18 protein-coding genes are annotated in these 20,037 nt (G+C 73.5%); 8 read left to right on the forward strand and 10 right to left on the reverse strand.

Annotated elements, in window-relative coordinates:
* Positions 1–2 precede the first annotated feature (2 nt).
* From AC6I72_RS28135 to AC6I72_RS28155, 5 genes are all read left to right on the forward strand, one after another.
* The gene (locus AC6I72_RS28135) at positions 3–545 is read left to right on the forward strand and encodes a hypothetical protein (protein WP_498003933.1); all 543 of its coding nucleotides are present in this window, start codon (positions 3–5) and stop codon (positions 543–545) included.
* A 391-nt stretch (positions 546–936) separates the two neighbouring features.
* A complete protein-coding gene (gene lnt / locus AC6I72_RS28140; protein ID WP_498003934.1) occupies positions 937–2,547 on the forward strand; it encodes an apolipoprotein N-acyltransferase in 1,611 nt (536 codons plus the stop codon).
* 77 nt (positions 2,548–2,624) lie between these two features.
* The gene (locus AC6I72_RS28145; protein WP_037854068.1) at positions 2,625–3,104 is read left to right on the forward strand and encodes an NUDIX hydrolase; all 480 of its coding nucleotides are present in this window, start codon (positions 2,625–2,627) and stop codon (positions 3,102–3,104) included.
* A 54-nt stretch (positions 3,105–3,158) separates the two neighbouring features.
* Positions 3,159–3,959: a 3-hydroxybutyrate dehydrogenase gene (locus AC6I72_RS28150; protein ID WP_498003935.1), complete on the forward strand. Its 801-nt coding sequence runs from the start codon at positions 3,159–3,161 to the stop codon at positions 3,957–3,959.
* Between the two features lie 76 nt (positions 3,960–4,035).
* Complete coding sequence (locus tag AC6I72_RS28155; protein ID WP_498003936.1) at positions 4,036–6,003, forward strand: helix-turn-helix domain-containing protein; 1,968 nt, start codon at positions 4,036–4,038, stop codon at positions 6,001–6,003.
* 205 nt (positions 6,004–6,208) lie between these two features.
* Here the strand turns inward: AC6I72_RS28155 and crcB (AC6I72_RS28160) are convergent, their stop codons facing one another.
* The 4 genes from crcB (AC6I72_RS28160) to AC6I72_RS28175 form a co-directional block, all read right to left on the reverse strand.
* Entirely contained in the window at positions 6,209–6,583 is a 375-nt protein-coding gene (gene crcB, locus AC6I72_RS28160) for a fluoride efflux transporter CrcB (protein WP_498003937.1), read from the reverse strand.
* Positions 6,580–6,930 carry a DUF190 domain-containing protein gene (locus tag AC6I72_RS28165; protein ID WP_366726723.1) on the reverse strand — a complete coding sequence of 117 codons (351 nt, stop codon included), beginning with the start codon at positions 6,928–6,930 and terminating at the stop codon, positions 6,580–6,582. The genes crcB (AC6I72_RS28160) and AC6I72_RS28165 overlap by 4 nt, the downstream gene beginning before the upstream one ends.
* On the reverse strand, positions 6,927–7,412 hold the full coding sequence (gene crcB / locus AC6I72_RS28170; protein WP_498003938.1) for a fluoride efflux transporter CrcB: 486 nt from the start codon (positions 7,410–7,412) through the stop codon (positions 6,927–6,929). Before crcB (AC6I72_RS28170) ends, AC6I72_RS28165 begins: the two co-directional genes overlap by 4 nt.
* A 315-nt stretch (positions 7,413–7,727) precedes the next feature.
* On the reverse strand, positions 7,728–8,273 hold the full coding sequence (locus AC6I72_RS28175) for a GNAT family N-acetyltransferase (RefSeq protein ID WP_498003939.1): 546 nt from the start codon (positions 8,271–8,273) through the stop codon (positions 7,728–7,730).
* 72 nt (positions 8,274–8,345) lie between these two features.
* Between AC6I72_RS28175 and AC6I72_RS28180 the strand changes: the two genes are divergently transcribed.
* A complete protein-coding gene (locus tag AC6I72_RS28180) occupies positions 8,346–8,924 on the forward strand; it encodes a TetR/AcrR family transcriptional regulator (protein WP_498003941.1) in 579 nt (192 codons plus the stop codon).
* Positions 8,925–9,279: 355 nt separating this feature from the next.
* On the opposite strand, the gene AC6I72_RS28185 is transcribed toward AC6I72_RS28180, so the two are convergent.
* The 3 genes from AC6I72_RS28185 to AC6I72_RS28195 form a co-directional block, all read right to left on the reverse strand.
* Positions 9,280–10,503 carry an acyl-CoA dehydrogenase family protein gene (locus tag AC6I72_RS28185; RefSeq protein WP_498003942.1) on the reverse strand — a complete coding sequence of 408 codons (1,224 nt, stop codon included), beginning with the start codon at positions 10,501–10,503 and terminating at the stop codon, positions 9,280–9,282.
* Positions 10,504–10,509: 6 nt separating this feature from the next.
* The gene (locus tag AC6I72_RS28190; protein WP_498003943.1) at positions 10,510–11,544 is read right to left on the reverse strand and encodes a phosphotransferase family protein; all 1,035 of its coding nucleotides are present in this window, start codon (positions 11,542–11,544) and stop codon (positions 10,510–10,512) included.
* Positions 11,545–11,712: 168 nt separating this feature from the next.
* Positions 11,713–14,028, reverse strand: coding sequence for an MMPL family transporter (locus AC6I72_RS28195; RefSeq protein ID WP_498003944.1), 2,316 nt, complete (start codon positions 14,026–14,028; stop codon positions 11,713–11,715).
* A 249-nt stretch (positions 14,029–14,277) separates the two neighbouring features.
* Between AC6I72_RS28195 and AC6I72_RS28200 the strand changes: the two genes are divergently transcribed.
* Together AC6I72_RS28200 and AC6I72_RS28205 are read left to right on the forward strand one after the other, a co-directional pair.
* Positions 14,278–15,600 (forward strand): sensor histidine kinase, encoded by a 1,323-nt coding sequence (locus AC6I72_RS28200; protein ID WP_498003945.1) that lies wholly within the window; start codon positions 14,278–14,280, stop codon positions 15,598–15,600.
* Between the two features lie 26 nt (positions 15,601–15,626).
* On the forward strand, positions 15,627–16,358 hold the full coding sequence (locus AC6I72_RS28205; protein WP_498004839.1) for a response regulator: 732 nt from the start codon (positions 15,627–15,629) through the stop codon (positions 16,356–16,358).
* A 456-nt stretch (positions 16,359–16,814) separates the two neighbouring features.
* On the opposite strand, the gene sbnA is transcribed toward AC6I72_RS28205, so the two are convergent.
* The 3 genes from sbnA to AC6I72_RS28220 are packed head-to-tail and all read right to left on the reverse strand — an operon-like array spanning position 16,815 to position 20,000.
* The gene (gene sbnA, locus AC6I72_RS28210; RefSeq protein WP_498003946.1) at positions 16,815–17,843 is read right to left on the reverse strand and encodes a 2,3-diaminopropionate biosynthesis protein SbnA; all 1,029 of its coding nucleotides are present in this window, start codon (positions 17,841–17,843) and stop codon (positions 16,815–16,817) included.
* 37 nt (positions 17,844–17,880) lie between these two features.
* Positions 17,881–18,999: a 2,3-diaminopropionate biosynthesis protein SbnB gene (sbnB, locus tag AC6I72_RS28215; protein ID WP_498003947.1), complete on the reverse strand. Its 1,119-nt coding sequence runs from the start codon at positions 18,997–18,999 to the stop codon at positions 17,881–17,883.
* Entirely contained in the window at positions 18,996–20,000 is a 1,005-nt protein-coding gene (locus tag AC6I72_RS28220; RefSeq protein WP_498003948.1) for a TauD/TfdA family dioxygenase, read from the reverse strand. Before AC6I72_RS28220 ends, sbnB begins: the two co-directional genes overlap by 4 nt.
* Positions 20,001–20,037 lie beyond the last annotated feature (37 nt).

Genomic DNA, 20,037 nt, shown 5'->3' on the forward strand with positions numbered 1-20,037 from the left:
CCATGAGGGACCACTCCCGCGTCGAGAACGGCCCGCATCCCGAGGTGTGGACGGGGCGGGCCACCAACCGGTTCCAGTGGCTGCTGGCGCTCGTCGGCGCCGCCTGCCTCGCGCTCGGTATCGAACTGGCCGTCGACTCCGCCTGGAGTTCCGGTGTCCCCGCGCTGGTGATGTCCGTCGTGGGCTGCATCGCGGCCGGGCTGCTGGTCCTCTTCGGCACCCTCGCCTTCGTCCACGTCGCACTGAAGGTCGACAAGGACTCACTGGAGGTGCGCTGCGGCCACATCGGGCTGCCGCGCCGCCGCATCCCGCTGGCCCACGTCACGGACGCCGAGTTCGCACCGCACGTCACTCCGCGCCACTGGGGCGGCTGGGGCTACCGCTGGCGTCCCGAGAAGGGCACCGCGGTGGTCGTCCGGCGCGGCGAGGGTATCGTGCTGCGCCTGTGGGACGGCCACACCTTCACGATCACCGTCGACAACGCCGAGTCGGCGGTCCGCGTGATCAGGGACCGGCTGCGTCCGCCGGCACCGGGACGCGCCTAGCCAGTGCTGTGGCCGGGAAGGCCGTCGGGAAGCTCGCGGCGTCCGGTGACGGGGGCACCTCCCACGCCGTCCGGGCAGCGGGGGGCATCGCAAGGCGGAGCCTGACCCGCGTACCGGATGCACTCGGGGGATGCGACGACGCGACCGGGGGTCCCCCTGCTCGAAGAGCTGGGGGAAGCCGTGCCGGGCGTCGCGAGCCGGTGAACCTTCCCGGTCACAGCATCAGCCGCACGGGCTGCAGCCGCGGCAGCCGCCGGACGTGCTCAAGGAGGGTACCGACGAGTTGCTGCCCGCCGTCGGGGCCAGGGTGCGCCGGTCCGCCTGCCGCCTGGCGTCTTCGGCCCGCGATCCGCGCTGACGAGGGGCAGGTCAGCCGCCGTACACTCCCGGGGTGACCGTCACCGCAACTTCCGTCGACGAGTCGGACCGGCTGCACCCGCGGTCCGCCCGCGCCCCCTGGTCCGCGAGACTCGTACGACTCGTGCCCGCCGCCGTGGCGGCACTGTCCGGCCTCCTGCTCTACGTCAGCTTCCCGCCGCGCACCCTGTGGTGGCTGGCCCTGCCGGCGTTCGCCGGGTTCGGCTGGGTGCTGCGCGGCCGTGGCTGGAAGGCCGCGCTGGGCCTGGGCTACCTCTTCGGCCTCGGTTTCCTGCTGCCCCTGCTGGTGTGGACGGGTGTGGAGGTCGGCCCCGGACCCTGGCTGGCGCTGGTCGCGGCGGAGGCGCTCTTCGTGGCCCTGGTGGGCGCGGGCATCGCCGCGGTCTCCGCGCTGCCGGCCTGGCCGGTGTGGGCGGCAGCCCTGTGGATCGCCGGTGAGGCGGCACGCGCGCGCGTGCCCTTCCACGGGTTCCCCTGGGGCAAGATCGCCTTCGGCCAGGCGGACGGTGTGTTCCTGCCGCTGGCCGCGGTCGGCGGCACGCCGGTGCTCGGCTTCGCGGTGGTCCTGTGCGGCTTCGGTCTCCACGAGGCCGTACGCCTGGCGGTCGAGGCACGGCGGACCCGGACGGTGCGCCGCCCGGCCGCGGCCGTCGCGCTGCTGAGCGTGGTCCTGCCGGTCGTGGGCGCGCTGGCCGCCCGCACCCTGGTGAGCGACAAGGCGGAGAACGGGACGGTCACCGTCGCCGTCATCCAGGGCAACGTGCCGCGCTCGGGTCTGGAGTTCAACGCCCAGCGCCGGGCGGTGCTCGACTACCACGCGCGGGAGACCGAGCGGCTGGCGGCGGACGTGAAGGCGGGCAGGGCCCCGCGGCCCGACGTCGTGCTCTGGCCGGAGAACTCCTCCGACATCGATCCGTTCGCCTACCTCGACGCGCGCATGGTGATCGACCAGGCGGCCAAGGCCATCGGCGCACCGATCTCGGTCGGCAGCGTCGTGGAGCGCGACGGCGAACTGCTGAACGAACAGATCCTGTGGGACCCGGTCAAGGGGCCTCTGCAGACCTACGACAAACGGCAGATCCAGCCGTTCGGCGAGTACCTGCCGCTGCGCTCGCTGCTCGGCGCGATCAACGAGAACTGGACCTCGATGGTCCGCCAGGACTTCAGCCGGGGCACCGAGCCCGGCGTGTTCCGCGTCGCCGGCACCCGGATCGGCCTGGCCACCTGCTACGAGGCCGCCTTCGACTGGGCCGTGCGCGACACCGTCACCCACGGCGCGCAGATGATCTCCGTGCCCAGCAACAACGCGACCTTCGACCGCAGCGAGATGACCTACCAGCAACTGGCCATGTCCCGCGTCCGCGCGGTCGAGCACAGCCGCACCGTCACCGTTCCGGTGACCAGCGGCGTCAGCGCGATCATCATGCCCGACGGGCACATCACCCGGAGGACCGGCATGTTCGTCCCGGGCCACCTGGTCCAGAAGGTCCCGCTGCGCTCCTCGCGCACGCCCGCGACCGAGCTGGGCGTCCTGCCGGAGATCGCCCTCGTGCTGATCGCGGCCGGCGGCCTGGGCGGGGCGATCGGCGCCGGCGTGCGCGGCCGTCGCGCCCGGACGGCGTGACCGTACGCCGGACGTACGCCCCCGCACACCCTCTGTCCACCGGCTGACCGGCGGCCCCGGCCCGTTAGGGTCGGTCCATGGCCACTCCTGACTTCATCCGTACGATCCGGGCCGCCGCGGGCAACCAGTTGCTGTGGCTCCCCGGGGTCACCGCCCTCGTCTTCGACGACGAGGGCAGAGTCCTGCTGGGGCGCCGCTCCGACACCGGCAAGTGGGCCGTGATCGGCGGCATCCCCGAGCCCGGTGAGCAGCCCGCCGCCTGCGCGGTGCGGGAGGTGTACGAGGAGACCGCCGTGCGCTGCGTCACCGAGCGAGTGGTCCTGGTCCAGGCGCTGGACCCCATCACCTACGCCAACGGCGACGTCTGCCAGTACATGGACATCACCTTCCGCTGCCGTGCCGTGGGCGGCGAGGCGCGGGTCAACGACGACGAGTCGCTGGAGGTCGGATGGTTCCCGGTGGACGCGCTGCCCGCCCTGAACGAGTTCGCGCTGTTCCGGATCAAGCAGGCCCTGTCCGACGCCCCCACGTGGTTCGAGCCTACCGATCTTGACTGAAGTATGGGTTGTGCCCATATGGGGTGGGGTGCGGGCACTGCCTAGGGTCGAGGCATGACCTCGCCCCGCCCGTACCCCGCACCCCAAGGCTCCCCGCTCGACCTCGCCGGTCGCACCGCGCTCGTCACGGGCGCGGCCGGCGGCATCGGCCGCGCCTGCGCACTCCGGCTGGCCGCGGCGGGAGCCGAGGTCAGAGCGGTCGACCGGGACGCGGCGGGCCTGGCCGCGCTCGCCGAAGGCTCCGGCTCCCTCGCCGGCACCCTGGAGACCCAGGTCCTCGACCTCACCGACCTGGACGCCGCCGAGCGGGCGGCCGCCGGCACCGACGTGCTCGTCAACAACGCCGGGATCCAGCTGGTACGCCCCATCGAGGAGTTCCCGCCCGAGGTCTTCCACACGGTACTGACCGTGATGCTCGAAGCGCCCTTCCGGCTCATCCGCGGTGCCCTGCCGCACATGTACGCACAGGGCTGGGGCCGGATCGTCAACATCTCCTCGGTGCACGGGCTGCGGGCCTCCGCCTACAAGTCGGCGTACGTGGCGGCCAAGCACGGCCTGGAGGGCCTGTCCAAGACGACCGCCCTCGAAGGCGCGCCGCACGGCGTCACCTCCAACTGCGTCAGCCCCGCCTACGTCCGCACCCCCCTCGTCGAGAAGCAGCTCGCCGACCAGGCGCAGGCTCACGGCGTCCCCGAGGAGCGGGTCCTTTCCGAGGTGCTGCTGCAGGACAGCGCCATCAAACGCCTGATCGAACCGGAGGAGGTGGCGGAGGCCGTGGCGTACCTCTGCGGTCCGCACGCGTCCTTCCTCACCGGCACCTCGCTGGTGCTCGACGGCGGCTGGACCGCCCACTGACCTGCGCCGCCGCCGCCCGCAGCGGAGTTTTCCACAGGGCTCGGCGGACATCGCCCCGATACGGAATCCTGTCCGCATGCCCAGCGATCACGTGCAGTCCGCCCGGCGCCCCGCCCCCGGCGCAAAGACGCCCGCCGGCGGTGGCGCCCCGCCGGACGGCGGTGCCGAGGCCCCGTTCCTCGAACTGCTGGCCCGGGGCGCGCCCGCCGCCGCCTTCGAACAGCCGGTGCAGCTCGCCCGCGCCGAGAACCGGCCCGCCGAGCGGATCGCCGCGCTCGAACACGCCAAGCTGCTCGCCCTGCGCGTCCGCGCCGAACTGGAGGGACGCAGACGCCGCGAGGCAGAGCTGTCGGCGCTGTTCGAGACCGCCCACGACCTGGCGGGCCTGCGGGACCTGGACGCGGTGCTGCCCGCCATCGTGCAGCGGGCCCGCTCCCTCCTCGGCACCGACGTCGCCTACCTCACGCTGAACGACCCGGCGCGCGGCGACACGTACATGCGGGTCACCGAGGGATCGGTGGCGGCCCGCTTCCAGCAGTTGCGCCTGGGCATGGGGGAGGGGCTGGGCGGCCTCGTCGCGCAGACCGCCCGGCCGTACGTCACCGACGACTACTTCAAGGACGCCCGTTTCCAGCACACCGGCACCATCGACGAGGGCGTGCAGGACGAGGGGCTGGTCGCCATCCTCGGCGTGCCGCTCATGCTCGGGGCGCAGGTGATCGGCGTCCTCTTCGCGGCCGACCGGCGGGCCCGGGTGTTCGAACGCGAACAGATCGCCCTGCTCGGCTCCTTCGCGGCCCTCGCCGCCGCCGCGATCGACAGCGCCCACCTGCTCACCGAGACCCGCACGGCCCTGGCCCGGCTCGAACGCGCCAACGAGATCATCCGCGACCGCAGCGCGGTCATCGAGCGCGCCTCCGACGTCCACGACCGCCTAGCCGAACTGGTCCTGCGCGGCGGCCAGGTCCACGACGTGGCCGCCGCCGTCTCCCAGGTCCTCGCCGGCACGGTCGAGTTCACCGAGGCCGCCGCCGCGCCCGCCGGGCCGCTGGAGGCCGCCCGCGCCGAAGGACACGCCGTGCGCCACGGCGAGGACTGGGTGGCGGCCGTCACCGCCGGCGGCGAACTCCTCGGCGCGCTCGTGCTGCGCGGGCACCGCCACCTCGACCCGGTGGACCAGCGCACCCTGGAGCGCGCGGCGATGGTCACCTCACTGCTGCTGCTGGCCAGACGCTCGGCCGCGGAGGCCGAGCAGCGCGTCCGCGGCGAACTCCTCGACGACCTCCTGGACGCCCGCGACCGCGACCCGCGCCTGCTGCGCGAGCGCGCCACACGCCTGAGCGCCGACCTCGACGCCACCCACGTCGTGCTCGCCGCCCGCCTCGACGCCCCGGCCGCCGACGCCGACCAGGCGGCCGACGCCCGGCGCCGCCTGTGGTCGGCGGCCTCCCACCTGGCCGCCACCCGGCAGGGCCTGGCCGCCGCCCGCGACGGCGGTACGGTGCTGCTGCTCCCCCTCCGGCACGGCTGCACCGCGACGGAACTGGCCCGCCGTACCGCCCACCACCTGGGCGCCGCCGTGCACGAGGCGGTTACCGTCGGCGCCTCCGCCCCTGTCGGTGACCTGGCCGCCCGGCCCGGCACCGCCACCGCCGCCTACGCGGAGGCGCAGCGCTGCCTGGAGGCGCTGCGGCTGCTCGGGCGCACCGGGGACGGCGCCGCCGCCGAGGACTTCGGCTTCCTCGGCCTGCTCCTGGCCGGTGAGCGGGACATCGCCGGGTTCGTGGACCGCACCATCGGCCGTGTCACGGCCTACGACGAGCAGCGCGGCACCGACCTCATACGCACCCTGGAGGCGTACTTCGCCTGCGGCATGAGCCCGGTCCGCACCAAGGACGAGCTGCACGTCCATGTCAACACCGTGGCCCAGCGCCTGGAGCGCGTCGGCCGCCTGCTCGGCGCCGACTGGCAGACACCCGCGCGCGTCCTGGAGATCCAGCTCGCCCTGCGCCTGCACCGACTCGCGTCGCCCGCCCCGCGGTGACCCGGCCGGGCAGGATGCCGCCCGGGAGCAGGACCCGCTCACTTGTCGACGTCCGAGGGGGTCGAGCCGTGCGACCCCGCGTGTCAGGTGATCGCGCTCGGTGACAGCGGCGGCCGCGGCGGCGTCCTCGGTGACGTCGACACGGACGAACCGGGCGCCCGGCGCGGCGGCCGCGGCGGCGCACTCCGCTTGTCGTGCCTGTCCGTCATGCCCAGATCGACTGGGCGACGGCCGCCCCCGTGAACGCCGCGCCGAGACCGCCTACGATGCCGGCGACCGCGTTGGCCGCCGCGAAGAAGCGGGCGCCTTCCTCGGCCAGCCGCAGGGTCTCGTAGGAGAAGGTCGAGTAGGTGGTGAGCGCCCCGCACAGGCCGGTGCCCAGCAGCAGCTGGACGTCGGAGGAGGCGCCGCCCGCGAGGACCGCGCCGGTGATCAGACCGAGGGTGAGACAGCCGATCATGTTGACGGTGAAGGTGCCCCAGGGGAAGACGCTGTCGTGCCGGGACTGCACCGCGCGGTCGGTCAGGTAGCGCAGCGGCGCACCGACCATGGCGCCGAGGACGACGAGCAGCCAGTTCACGTGTTCTCCCGGTGCCGTCCGACGTACCTGATGACCTCGCAGCCGTCGAGGATCACCAGACCCTCGGTGACCAGTTCGTCGAGCTGGGGGAGGAAGGCGCGGACGCGGTCCTCGGTGTCCACGATGACGATGGCCACCGGCAGGTCCTCGCTCAGCGACAGCAGCCGCGAGGTGTGGATGAGCGAGGACGCCCCGAACCCCTCGATGCCGCGGAAGACCGAGGCGCCGGCCAGGCCCGCCCGGTGCGCGCGGTGGACGATCTCGGAGTAGAGGGGCTTGCGGTGCCAGGTGTCGTTCTCGCCGATGAAGATCGTCACCCGTAGCGCGGTGCCGGTGAGCCGGGTCATCGCTTCCTCCGCTCGATCACGCGGCGGGTCAGGTTCGCCGTGGTCCACACGGCCGCCAGCGCCGCGAGCATGGTGGCGGCCAGGTAGGCGAGGCCCGTGGTGGCGCGGCCCTGGTCGACGAGCCGCTGGATGTCCACGGCATACGTGGAGAAGGTGGTGAAGCCGCCCAGGACGCCGGTGCCGAAGAACGGCCGGACCAGCCGGTGGGCGGCCCAGACGTCGGTGATGACCACCATGAAGACGCCGATGACGCCGCAGCCGATGACGTTGACGAGGAACGTCGTCAGGGGGAACGTCCCGGCGGCGGTCGGCCACAGCAGCGAGGCCCCGTAGCGGGCCACCGCTCCTACGGCGCCGCCCACCGAGACGACGGCCACGACCGGCCCCTGTCCGGCGAGCAGCTCGCGCCGTCTGGCGGGGCCGCGCAGTTCGACGTCGGGGTCGACGGGTTCGCCTAGCACCTGCGGTCGGGCCTCTCCCATACGGCAGTACTCCTACTCGGACAGCGCCCGGTGCTTCTTCGGGCGCACACGTGTCGCAAGCAGGGACCGTTGGCGGCGTCGACGCCGCGGTTGGGTGCGGCGGGCCCCACCGCCGCGCGGCGCACCCGATCACGTCCGGTCGCCGCCGCCCGGCCAGCCTACCGTGTGCGCCGGACCGCTTCACCGGCGGCGTCCGGGAGCGGGCCCCTCGGCCGGCCGGGCACTTCGTGGAGGTGAACCGCGGCCGGTCCAGCCGGACGCGCGGTCCAGCGGAATGCGGTCCGCCTGCCGCCTGCCGCGCCGCGGCCCGGCGGTCTACGGACCGACGGCCGCCGCCGGGGATGCGGTGGGCCGGGTGAGGTCGAGGGTCCAGTTCTGGCCGACGAGATCGTGGCCGAAACTGTGGTGCGACTCCTCCTCGGCGAGGACGAAGCCGAAGGCGCGGTAGATCCTGCGCGCGGCGACCAGCACGTCGTTGGTCCACAGTGTCACCTGTGCGTAGCCGGCCTCCCGGGCGAAGGCCAGACACGTCTCGACGAGACGGCTGCCGACGCCGAGACCGCGGGCGGCCGGGGTGACGAGCAGGATGCGCAGCCTGGACACCGCCGGGGTGTCGCCGGCCACCAGGAAGACGCACCCGACGCGTTCGCCGTCCGCCTCGGCGATCCAGCCCGCCTCCCTGGCCGGGTCGTGGCCTGCCGCGTACTGCGCGACGATCCCCGCGACCAGCGCCTCGAACTCGGTGTTCCAGCCGAACTGCCGGTCGTACTCCTCGCCGTGGGCCATCACCACCCAGCCCAGGTCGCCGGGACGGTCGGCGCGGCGCACGGTGACCCGTGACCGGTGCTCCTGCTGTGACATGGCCTGTTCTCCCGTCCGGCTGCCCGCCCCGACGCACTGACACGACTGTTTCAGTAACGCTAGGCTAGCTCCATGTCCCAGCAAGCGGGAGCCCCCTCCGCACGGCAGACCGAGCTGCTCGAAGCCGCCTACCGGTATGTGCTCGCCCACGGCCTGGCCGGCCTCTCCCTGCGCCCGCTGGCCACGGCCATCGGCTCCAGCCCCCGGGTGCTGCTGTTCCTGTTCGGCACCAAGGAGGGGCTGGTGCGGGCGCTGCTGGCGCGCGCCCGCGCCGATGAACTCGCGCTCCTGGCGCACCTGACACAGGCCGGCCGGCCCGTCGGGCTGGCAGACGCCGCCGAACGGGTCTGGGAGTGGCTCGCCGCCGCCGGACACCGCCCCCTGCTGCGGCTGTGGACCGAGGCGTACGCCCGTTCCCTCGTCGAGCCCGACGGAGCGTGGGCCGGGTTCGCCCGGGCCACGGTCGACGACTGGCTGGAGGTGCTGGCGGCCTGCCAGCCGCGGGCGGAGAGGGACGGCGCGGACGGCGCGAGCCGCCGCACTCTGGCACTGGCGGTGCTCCGCGGGGCGCTCCTGGACCTCCTCGCCACCGACGACGAACCCCGGGTCACCGCGGCCGTGCACCACCAGCTGGCCGTGCTGCGCACATGAGAAGGCCGACGGGCCGCCACCGTGGAGTACGGCGGCCCGTCGGCCGTGGCGCCGTCGGGCGGGGCCTGCGGCGGCCGGAGCGGACCGGCGGCCGCAGGCCGCGCCGTGGGCCGGTGCCAGGGCGGGAACACGCCGGGCCCCGCACCGAGCGGAGGCCGCCGTGCACCGGCCGTCGCCTGGCTGCCGCCCCGACCGGCCCCGGCGGGACCACCCACCGTCCCTCAGAGGACCGGCGAGCGCTCCCTACGGGCCCGAGGAGCGCCCCACGCCGGGATCGGGGGAAGGCTGTCCGGCGCCGGTTCAAGGGCGCCCCGTACCGCACACCCCCCTCACCGCCCCCTCGCGCCCGAGCCGGTCACAGGTACTTCTTCAGCTCCCGCCGGGCGAGTGAGCGCTGGTGCACCTCGTCCGGGCCGTCGGCGAGCATCAGCGTGCGCGCGCCCGCGTACAGTTCGGCCAGGGGGAAGTCCTGGCTGACGCCGCCGGCGCCGTAGAGCTGGATGGCCCGGTCCAGGATGGCGACCACCGCGCGCGGGGTGGCGATCTTGATGGCCTGGATCTCGGTGTGGGCGCCCCGGTTGCCGACCGTGTCCATCAGCCAGGCCGTCTTCAGCACCAGCAGCCTCAGCTGCTCCACCTGCACCCGGGCGTCCGCGATCCAGTTCTGCACCACGCCCTGCTGCGCCAGCGCCTTGCCGAACGCCGTACGGGACACCGCCCGCCGGCACATCAGCTCGATCGCCCGCTCGGCCATGCCGATCAGCCGCATGCAGTGGTGGATGCGGCCCGGACCGAGGCGGGCCTGGGCGATGGCGAAGCCGCCGCCCTCCTCGCCGATGAGGTTCGACGCCGGGACGCGCGCGTGGTCGAAGACCACCTCGGCGTGGCCGCCGTGGTAGTGGTCCTCGTACCCGAAGACCTGCATCGCCCGCTCGACCGTGACACCCGGCGTGTCGCGCGGCACGAGCACCATGGACTGCTGGCGCCGGATGTCCGCCCCGTCCGGGTCGGTCTTGCCCATCACGATGAAGATCTTGCAGTCGGGGTGCATGGCCCCGGAGATGTACCACTTGCGGCCGGTGATGACGTACTCGTCCGAGCCGTCCGTGGCCCGCTCGATGCGCGTGGTGATGTTGGTGGCGTCCGAGGAGGCCACCTCCGGCTCGGTCATCGCGAACGCCGAGCGGATCTCACCCGCGAGCAGTGGCTGGAGCCACTGCTTCTTCTGCCGCTCGTCGCCGAACTGGGCCAGCACCTCCATGTTGCCGGTGTCGGGCGCCGCGCAGTTGGTCGCCGTGGGCGCCAGCTGCGGCGAACGGCCCGTGATCTCGGCGAGCGGCGCGTACTGGAGGTTGGTCAGACCGGCACCGTGCTCGGCGTCCGGGAGGAACAGGTTCCACAGGCCCTGCCGGCGTGCCTCGGCCTTCAGTTCCTCCACCACCGGGGGGTTCTCCCACGGCGAGGCGAGGCGGGCGCGCTGCTCGTGCGCGATCTCCTCGGCCGGGTACACGTACTCGTCCATGAAGGCGAGCAGTTTGGCGCGCAGTTCCTCGGTGCGCGCGTCGAACGCGAAGTCCATGACGGATCAGCCCTCCCGGAGGCCTTCGTGCAAAGTGGTCAGGCCGTGCTGGATGAAAACGGGGACCAGATCGCCGATGCGGTCGAAACCGCGGCCGACCGTCTGGCCGAGCGTGTACCGGTAGTGGATGCCCTCCAGGATCACGGCGAGCTTGAACCAGGCGAACGCCGTGTACCAGGAGACCGCGGACACGTCGCGCCCCGAGTGCGCGGCGTACCGCTCGATCAGCTCGGCGGGCGAGGGGTGCCCGGGCGCCTCGGCGGTGGTGGACACGGGCGAGTCGGGCATGCCGAGCGGGCTGCAGTACATGACCAGCAGGCCCACGTCGGTGAGCGGGTCGCCGAGGGTGGACATCTCCCAGTCGAGGACGGCGCGGATCCGGTCGTCAGGACCGATCAGCGCGTTGTCCAGCCGGTAGTCGCCGTGCACCACGGCGGGGGCGGGGGAGACGGGCAGCGTACGCCCCAGGGACGCGTGCAGCTCGTCGATCCCCGGCAGGTCGCGGTTGCGGGAGGCGTCCAGTTGCTTGCCCCAGCGGCGCAGTTGCCGGTCGAGGAAGCCCTCCGGGCGGCCGAAGTCCGCGAGACCCACCTCGCCGGGGTCCACGGAGTGCAGGTCGACGAGGGTGTCGACGAGCGACAGCACCGCCTCGCGGGTACGCGCCGGGCCGAGCGCGGCGAGCTGCCGCGCCGTCCGGTACGGAGTGCCCTCGACGAACTCCATCACGTAGAACGGCGCGCCCAGCACCTCCTCGTCCTCGCACAGCAGCACCGTGCGGGGCACCGGCACGCGCGTCGGGTGCAGCGCGCTGATCACGCGGTGCTCGCGCTTCATGTCGTGCGCGGTCGCCAGTACGTGGCCCAGCGGAGGCCGGCGTACCACCCACCGGGTGGTGCCGTCGGTGACCGCGTACGTCAGGTTGGACCGTCCGCCCTCGATCAGCCGCCCTGTCAGGGGGCCCCGGGCCAGGCCGGGCCGCTCGCGGTCGAGCAGGCCGCGGAGCCGGTCGAGATCGAGTCCGGGCGGGTGGTCGGGGCTCATCCGGTGCTCCTGGGAACGGGTCGGCAGCAGGTCACGACCATCATGCTGACTAGTCGGTATGTCGTCCAGTACGCGTCACCTCACGGTGAAGTGATCCACGTCTCCAACGGCCCTGACCTCGCTGCCGGGCATCCGCTCCGCCTCCTCCCGCCGCCCCCCGGGGCTCAGTCAGTTCGTGTAGTGCGTGTCGAAGCGGCCGGTCCGGTCCGCCGGGTGGCCCCCGTCGCCCGGCTCGCCCGGGTCGAGTGGGTCGGTCCGGTCGTACCGGGCGGCCGGGGCGGTCCCCGGGGCCGCGTCGCGGTGTCCGGGCGGCCCGTACGGCTCCTGCGGCCGTGCGGTGCGGCGCGGCCGGACCGGCCACCACAGGGCACGGCCGAGCAGCGCGGCGAGCGCCGGGACCAGCGCGGTCGACAGGACGAACGCCGACAGCAGGATGCCGAGGGCCGTGGCGAAACCGATCTGCTGGGTGGCGGGGGCAGGGTTGACCGAGAGGCTGCCGAAGGAGCCGGCCAGGACCAGACCGGCGGTGGCCACGGCCGGTGCCGTGTGCCGTACGGCGCGGGCCACGGCCGAGCGGGCAGGTCCCGGGCGCGCCATCTCCTCCCGGATGCGGTCGCTCATCAGGATGTTGTAGTCCGTGCCCAGGGCGACCACGAACAGGAACAGCACGAGCGGCAGGGTGAAGTTGACGCCCGCCTCGCCCCGCAGGTGCTGGAAGACCAGGGTGGAGGCGCCGAGCGTGGCGGCGAAGCCGAGACCGACGGCGAGCATCAGCACCGCGGGCGCCGCCACGCTGCGCAGCAGGACGAGCAGGATCAGCGCGATCAGCGCGGCGGCCACGGGGAAGACGAGTTCCAGGTCACCGGAGACGGCCGTGGAGATGTCCGCGAAGATCGCCGCCGTCCCGCCGACGTGTGCCTCGCCGCCCGGCGGGGTGTGCCGTGCGACGGTCGCTCGCACCGGCCCGGACACCAGGTCGCGCGCCTTCTGGCTCTGCGCGTCCGCGGTCAGGTAGAGGTCGATCCGGGCGGCGTCGCCCGCCTTGTCGAAGACGGCCGGGGCCACCTGGCCGACGCCCTCCGTACGGCTGAGCGCCCGTGCCAGGCCGTCGACGCCGTGCCGGTCGAGGGTGCCGCCGTCCTTGGCCGTGAGGTAGACACTGGCCGGGTCGGAGACGCCGGCCGGCAGGGCCCGGGAGATCTTCGCCGCGGTGGCCGCGGCCGGGGTGTCGCCGGTGCCGCCGCCCGTGCCGTAGTCCATCTTCATGCCGAGGGTCCCGGCGGCCATCACACCCAGCAGGGCGACGGAGCCGAGGGCCACGGCCAGGGGCCGCCGGGCGACCACGTCCGCGAACCGGCCGGCCGCGCCCTCGCGCGGCGCCCGCTTCAGGGCGCGGGAGGGCCAGAACATCTTGCGTCCGGCGACCGCCAGCAGGGCCGGCATGAAGGTGAGACTGGCCAGCAGCATCACCAGCACGGAGACCGCGATGGCCGGGCCGAGCACCCGGAACTGCCCGAAACTGGCGATGCCGAGGGTGGCGAAGGCGGCGACGATGGTGAGGGCGGCCGAGGTGATCGCGGAGCCCACGCGGCCTGTCACCTCACCGGCGATCTCACGCGCGTCGCGTTCCGGACGCGCGCGCAGCCGCTCACGGAAGCGGAACAGCAGGAACAGGAAGTAGTCGATCCCGATGCCGAGCAGTACGACGCTGATGAGCGACGGGGTGGAGGGGTCCAGCCGGATCCCGGTGAGCAGCGCCGTGCCGACCACGGCTCCCGCGGCGGCTCCGCCGATGAGGCTGACCGCCAGGAGGGGCAGCAGAGCCGCCATGACGCTGCGGAACACCAGCACGTTCAGCAGCACGATCAGACCGATGGTGAGCAGACCCGCCACCGTGCCGGTGGTCTTCTCCGCCTCCTCGCTGTCGACCGTGTCGGCCAGACCGCCGGTGAATCCGGCGCGCAGTCCGTCGCGCGCGTAGGTGTCGGACGCGGTCTTCCGGAATTCCTTGAAGACGTTCTGCAGACCGGGGTCGGTGGAATTGCCGGAGAGTCCGACGGGGAAAAGGACGAAAGTGCGGTGAGGGGCGACCGTGCCCGGTCCCGTCTTCGGTGTCTGGGAATAGTCCTTCACCAGGAAATCCGGGGTGTCGTCGGTCTTGGGCATCGTCACCCGCTGCCGGCCGAGCCCGGCCGCGACAGCCTCCGCGCGCCGCTGGTCGGCGACGGAGAGCGGCTTGCCGTCGGCCCGTTCGACCAGCATCGTCACGGAGTTGACGTCCGGCTTGACGCCGAACTTGTCCTCGGCGACCTTCAGCGCCGCGGCCGAGTCGTACGACTTCGGCAGGAAGTCGCCGAGCTGGCTCTCCGTCACGCGGAACATCAAGGCCTGGCCCAGGATGGTGAGACCGATTCCCAGCAGTACCCAGAGGGTGATGACCTTCCATGGATTTCGCGTGGAGAATCCGGTCAGGGCGCGTATCACAGCGGCTCCGTTCGAAACGATCTCGGACAGTACCTCTCCAGAGAACCAGCGGAACGGGCGCGGATCGTCGGGGCGCGGGATGAAAAGCGGCGGGGGCCCCAGGGGCCGCAGGCGCGGCGGACCGGGACCGTGGTCCTGGTCCGGTCTCGGTCCCAGGAGGGAGGGCGGCGGCACCGCCCGCTGCGACAATGGCGGCAGCAAGCGCCGGGGCCCGAGGGGCCGGCCGGACCGAGCGGCGAGAGGAACACCATGGCGACGTGTCGCAGCACCGCGCCGTCGTCGCCCGCCACCGCCCCGGCGGGGCGCGGCGCCGCGCCCCCGGCGGGCCGGGGCACGCGCGGGTGGCAGGGCACACGTGTGCGGCGCGTGCGGCACGGCATACGCGTACGCCCCGCCTTGCCGTGGACCGGCGACGAGGCCCTGCCGTGGACCCGCAACGACGCCTTGGTGGCCGTCGGCGCGGCCGTCCTGGACCTCATCGGCTACACGGCGTTCCCGCAGTTCACAGGCGTACCGGTGTCGACCGCCGGAGCGCTGCTGCTGGTCGTTTCCGGGCTGCCCCTGCTGGTCCGGCGGCGCTTCCCGCTGACCGCCCTGACCGTCGTCCTGGCGTTCGTCGCGCTGCTGAACGTGTCGGTGCGGATGGACCAGCACTTCGGCGCCGTCCTGGCGGTCGCCCTGTACTCGGCCGTACGGGGCGGCCGTCCCTGGGCGACGGCGGCCGCGACGGCCGGCGCGGTCGGCGTCACGCTGCTCACGCCCGACCTCACCTCACCGCCCGGTCTCCTGAACGTGGTCGGCGCCTGCCTGGCCGCCGGGCTCATCGTCGCCGGCGCCCTGGTCATCGACCGCTGGCAGCAGGAGACGGAGGTCAGGCGCCGGCTCCTCGCCGACCGCGCGGTGGCCGAGGAGCGCAGGCGGATCGCCCGGGAGCTGCACGACGTCGTCGCCCACCGCATCACCACCATGCAGCTGATGGCGGGCGGTGCCCGCGCCAACCTCGACCACGATGCCGGCGTCGCCCGCGAGGCCCTGGTCACCCTGGAGGAGTCGGGACGGCTGGCGCTGCGCGAGATGCGGCAGCTCCTCGACGTCCTGCGCGCCGACGACGACACGGCGGCCGACCGCTCCGGCGTCCCGGAGGCGCCGCAGCCCGGCCTGGAGGACCTCGACCGCCTGGTCAAGGAGTCACGGCAGGCCGGCCAGCCCGTCGAACTCGTCCTCGACGGCGAGTCCCGGCCGCTGCCCCCGGTGGTCGGCCTGACCCTGTACCGGATCGTGCAGGAGGCGCTGACCAACGCCCGCAAGCACGCCGGTCCGGGGGTGGCGGTGGAGGTCCGTCTGGAGCGGCGGCCGCAGGGGGTGACGGTGTCCGTCACCGACCCGGGCCCCGACGACGCCGAGCCGCCCGCCGCGGCGGGCGGCGGCAGCGGATACGGTCTGATCGGCATGCGCGAACGCGTCGCCCTGCACGGGGGCACGCTGCAGGCCGGCCCGCTGCCCGGGGGCGGGTTCCGGGTGGCGGCGAGTCTGCCGGCGGAACCGCGGCGCGGCGAGGACGAGGAGCGATGACGGTGACCGAAGACGCGAGCGAAGGGATGAGCGGGGCCGTGACCGGGACTGCGACCGGGACCGACGAACCGGTCCGCGTGCTCATCGCGGACGACCAGCCGCTCGTCCGGCGCGGACTGGCCCTGATCCTCGGCCCCGCGCCGTCGGTCACCGTGGTCGCCGAGGCGGAGAACGGGGAACAGGCCGTCACGCTCGCCGCCGAGCACCGCCCCGACGTCGTGGTGATGGACATCCGCATGCCGGTCCTCGACGGGGTGGCCGCCACCGAGCGGCTCGCCCGTGAGCTGCCCGGGTGCCGGGTGCTCGCGCTGAGCACCTTCGACATGGACGAGTACGTGGTCGCCGCGCTGCGCGCCGGTGCGTACGGCTTCCTGCCCAAGGACAGCTCCCCCGAGGAACTGGTCGCCGCGATCCGCACCGTCCGGGCCGGTGAGGCCGTCGTCGCCCCACGTCTGCTGACCCGGCTGATCTCCGCGTACGTCAGGACCCGGCCGGCAGCGACCCGCGGCCGTCCGGACGCCGCTCCCCAGGACGCCGCCGACCTCACGCCGCGTGAGGTCGAGGTGTGGCGGCTGCTGGCCACCGGCCAGGACAACAACGAGATCGCGCGGAGCCTGGAGATCAGCGTCTCCACCGTGAAGAACTACATCACCAGCATCTTCGGCAAACTCGGCGTCCGCGACCGGGCGCAGGCGGTCATCGCGGCCTACGAGTCGGGCCTGGTACAGGTCAGCCGGCCGGCCCGTACCGACACCTGAGCGTCCCGGCGGCGGACCGGCCCCCAACCGCCACCGGCCGCGAGCGGACGGAGGCGAGGCGTGAGCGACGACCGAGGCTCGGCCGGGGCGGCGGCGCGGACCGGCTCCCGCTTCCGGACAGGCGCGGCGCGGGCGCATGCGCAGGGCAGCGGCAGGGGCGTCGTCCCCTGCCTCCACCGGGGCCGCGGCCGCCGGCCCCAGGCCGCAGGCCGGGCCACCGGCCCGTGACCCGGCCCGTGGAACCAACGCTGCACAGGTCCCGCCCCGTGGCGCGGCCGGAGCCTGGCGGCAGCCCATGGCGCAGTGTGGCCCGAACCCGCCGGACCGAACCGCGCCCCGGCCGGCCGCGCCCCATCCCGTCCCGCCCCACGCCGCCGAGCGGAAGTGGCGCGGGGCGTGGCCGGGCCCCGGCCGGGGCCCGGAGCCGGCGTGCCCGCGGCCGGGGGCCGGACGCTTCTACGGCTCGGGGCGGCCGTCCGGGGTCCGGGGCACCGGTTCGGCGTTCCGGGGGGTGGCGGGGACGCCGCCCTTCGGGTCGAGGATCTGGCCGCCGTAGAGGTCCTCCAGCCAGGTCGACTGGTAGATCGTGTCGAGATAGCGTTCGCCGAGGTCCGGGGCGATGGCCACCGCGGTCAGGTCGCGCTCGTCGTGCTCGGCGAGCCACGCCATGGCGCCGCTGACCACCGTGCCGGTCGAGCCGCCGAAGAGGAAACCGCGCCGGGCCAGCCGGTGGCAGGCGCGGATCGTGTCGGCCTCCTCCACCCGGATCACCTCGTCGACGTAGGACTCGTCGAGCAGCGGCGGGCGCATGCTCATGCCGAGGCCGGGGATCATCCGGCGGCCCGGCTTGCCGCCGAAGGCCACCGAACCGACGGTGTCCACCGCGACGATCCGCACCGGCCGGTGCCACTCGCGGAAGTACCGCGCGCACCCCATCAGGGTGCCCGTGGTGCCCGCCCCCACGAACAGCACGTCCAGGCGGGGGAACTGCGTGGCGATCTCCGGCGCCGTCCGCCGGTAGTGCGCACCCCAGTTGCCCGGGTTGGTGTACTGGCTGAGCCACACGTACCGCTCGTCGGAGGCGCACAGCGCCCGGACGTAGTCGATCCGGGCGCCGAGGAAGCCGCCGTTGGCGTCGAGGTCGGCGATGACGTGGACCTCGCTGCCCAGCGCCTCCATCAGCAGCCGCGTGGACAGGTTGCAGCGGGAGTCGGTGACGCACAGGAACCGGTAGCCCTTGCTTGCGGCGATCACGCTGAGCGCGACGCCGAGGTTGCCGGACGAGGACTCGATCAGCACCGAGTCCTCGCTCAGCAGCCCGTCCCGCTCCGCGGCCTCCACCATCTCGACCGCGGCCTTCAGCTTGATCGAACCCGCGAAGTTGAAGCCCTCGCACTTCAGGTAGAGCGAGCGTCCGAAGATCGGCCGGAGGTCGACGTAGAGCCGGCCTTCGTTGAAAGCGTGGGGAGCGGAGATGACAGGCACGCTAACCTCCTGATGCCGGGGGCCGGGGGACGGACGTTCAGCCGTACCGGCGCAGCTCGTGGAAGAAGTCGTCGACGACGTGGAGGTTCCCGGCCCGGGCCACCTCGGCGTGGACATAACTGCCGACGGCGAGGTCGAGGACCCCGAGGCCGAACGGGGAGAAGATCACGGTCCGGTCGGACGGCGGTTCCACCCGGCCGGTCAGCACGTCGTCGAGCGTGCCGTCCAGGAAGTCCCGCCCGCCGGTGAGTTGTTCGGCCAGGTGCGGTGAGGTGCCGGCCTTCAGGCAGTGCTCGACGTCGTCGACGAAGTTCGCCGAGCCGAGCAGGATCCGCGGGTCGAGGTCGCGCAGCGACACGTGCAGCACCACCGGGTGGTGGTCGAACCAGGACGGGTCGGTGACGTGCGGTTCGCCCGCGACGGTCGCGAACACGACCAGGTCGCTGGAGCGGATCAGCTCCTCGGGGCTGTCGTGCACGGTGATCCGCCCGGCCTGATCCGCGGAACCGTTTCGCCCGCCCTGCCCGGCCTGTTCCACGGCACCGGCCGCCTGGCGCAGATAGCCGCAGAAGCCGGCCGCGCTGTCGGCGGACACGTCGTACACGCCGACCGAGTCGAAACTCCAGCCGGTACCGGCGAGGAACGTGTGGATGTAGCGGGCGATCAGACCCGTGCCGAAGAAACCGATCCGGGCCGGCCGGGTCCGGGTCCGGGAGAGCCGGTCCGCGGCCAGCGCCGCCGACGCCGCCGTCCTGGTGGCGCTGATGATGGAACTCTCCAGGCAGGCGAACGGATAGCCGGTGTCGTGGTCGTTGAGGATCAGGACCGCCGAGGCCCGGGGCACCCCGGCCGCCACGTTCTCCGGGAAACTGGAGATCCATTTCAGTCCGTCCACCCCCACCGTCCCGCCGACCGAGGCGGGCAGCGCGATGATCCGGGAGGTGGGCCGGTCCGGGAAGCGCAGGAAGTACGACGGCGGGTTGACCGTCTGTCCGGCGCCGTGCAGCCGGTACGTGGCCTCGACGAGGTCCACGATCTCCTTCTCGCGGCCCTGGAGCGCCTGCTGCACCTGCGCACCGGAGATCACCGCGAAGGACGGCACGCGCGCCGCCCCGGAGGCGGGGGAGCCGGTGACGGGGGACGTCACGGAGGTCATCGCCGGTCTCCTTCCGGGGCGGGCGTGCCACCGGCCGGCACCCGCGGCTCGGCCATGGCCACCAGGACCCGCCGCTCACCGGTGAAGGCCTCGCGGCTGTGCGCGGTGCGGATGTTGTCGACGAGCATCAGGTCACCGGCCTGCCAGGGCTCACGCCGGGTGTGCTCCTCGTAGACGGCGTTGATCCGCTGGACGACCTTCTCGCCGATCGGACTGCCGTCCCCGTAACGGGTGTTGAACGGCAGCCCGTCCTCGCCGTACTCGTCCACCAGGTACTCGCGCACCTCGGGCGCCAGCGTCCACTCGTTGAGGAACGCGATCTGGTTGAACCAGCAGGGCCGGCCGGTGACCGGGTGCCGTACGACGGCGCTGCGGCGCTGCCGGGTGCGCAGCGACCCGTCGTCGCGCCACTCGAAGCCGATGTCGTGCGCGCGGCAGTAGTTCTCGACGGTCTCCCGGTCCTCGGTGCCGAACGACTCGGCCAGCGAGGCGCCGATCTCGTCGTTGTAGCTGCGGGTGAGCAGCCAGCCCTCGCGCTCGAAGCGCTCCGTCACCTCGGCGGGCAGCGCCCGCAGCACCTGTTCCGCGTCCGCCACCGCGGTGGCACCGCCCTGGGCGGGCGCGGTGAGGCACGCGAACAGCATCAGCGTGGGAACCCGCTGCGCGTAGCTCAGTTCGTGGTGCATGCACATCGGCTGGTTGTCCGGCCAGGCGGTCGAGGAGTACAGCCCGGAGCCGTAGGACTGCCGGACGGCGAACGCCTCGCGCTCCGCCATCGGTTCACCGCCCAGCGCGGTGAAGACCGCCCGGACCTGTTCCTGCTCCCCGAGGCCCAGGCCGCGCACCAGGAGCGCGCCGTGCTCGGCGACCTGCGCGCGCACCGCCTCGCGGTACTGGGCCGCCCAGCCGGCCGCGTCGGCCGGTGGTTCGACGTGCAGGACCGGCGGCCGGTCCGGTCGCAGCTCCACCTCCAGCAGTGACGCCGGGGACGAGAACGACATCTCGGTGTTCCTTTCGTCGGGCGGTGTGGTCGCCGGC

The organism is Streptomyces sp. Xyl84 (assembly GCF_059731885.1).

What these genes read in the sequence shown, in the direction of transcription:
- AC6I72_RS28200 (WP_498003945.1), top strand. Translation starts at nt 14,278, where the DNA reads ATGGCGACGTGTCGCAGCACCGCGCCGTCGTCGCCCGCCACCGCCCCG.
- AC6I72_RS28180 (WP_498003941.1), top strand. Translation starts at nt 8,346, where the DNA reads ATGTCCCAGCAAGCGGGAGCCCCCTCCGCACGGCAGACCGAGCTGCTC.
- AC6I72_RS28185 (WP_498003942.1), bottom strand. Translation starts at nt 10,503, where the DNA reads ATGGACTTCGCGTTCGACGCGCGCACCGAGGAACTGCGCGCCAAACTG.
- AC6I72_RS28175 (WP_498003939.1), bottom strand. Translation starts at nt 8,273, where the DNA reads ATGTCACAGCAGGAGCACCGGTCACGGGTCACCGTGCGCCGCGCCGAC.
- crcB (WP_498003938.1), bottom strand. Translation starts at nt 7,412, where the DNA reads ATGGGAGAGGCCCGACCGCAGGTGCTAGGCGAACCCGTCGACCCCGAC.
- AC6I72_RS28165 (WP_366726723.1), bottom strand. Translation starts at nt 6,930, where the DNA reads ATGACCCGGCTCACCGGCACCGCGCTACGGGTGACGATCTTCATCGGC.
- AC6I72_RS28145 (WP_037854068.1), top strand. Translation starts at nt 2,625, where the DNA reads ATGGCCACTCCTGACTTCATCCGTACGATCCGGGCCGCCGCGGGCAAC.
- AC6I72_RS28220 (WP_498003948.1), bottom strand. Translation starts at nt 20,000, where the DNA reads ATGTCGTTCTCGTCCCCGGCGTCACTGCTGGAGGTGGAGCTGCGACCG.
- AC6I72_RS28135 (WP_498003933.1), top strand. Translation starts at nt 3, where the DNA reads ATGAGGGACCACTCCCGCGTCGAGAACGGCCCGCATCCCGAGGTGTGG.
- sbnB (WP_498003947.1), bottom strand. Translation starts at nt 18,999, where the DNA reads ATGACCTCCGTGACGTCCCCCGTCACCGGCTCCCCCGCCTCCGGGGCG.
- AC6I72_RS28205 (WP_498004839.1), top strand. Translation starts at nt 15,627, where the DNA reads ATGAGCGGGGCCGTGACCGGGACTGCGACCGGGACCGACGAACCGGTC.
- AC6I72_RS28190 (WP_498003943.1), bottom strand. Translation starts at nt 11,544, where the DNA reads ATGAGCCCCGACCACCCGCCCGGACTCGATCTCGACCGGCTCCGCGGC.
- AC6I72_RS28150 (WP_498003935.1), top strand. Translation starts at nt 3,159, where the DNA reads ATGACCTCGCCCCGCCCGTACCCCGCACCCCAAGGCTCCCCGCTCGAC.
- AC6I72_RS28155 (WP_498003936.1), top strand. Translation starts at nt 4,036, where the DNA reads ATGCCCAGCGATCACGTGCAGTCCGCCCGGCGCCCCGCCCCCGGCGCA.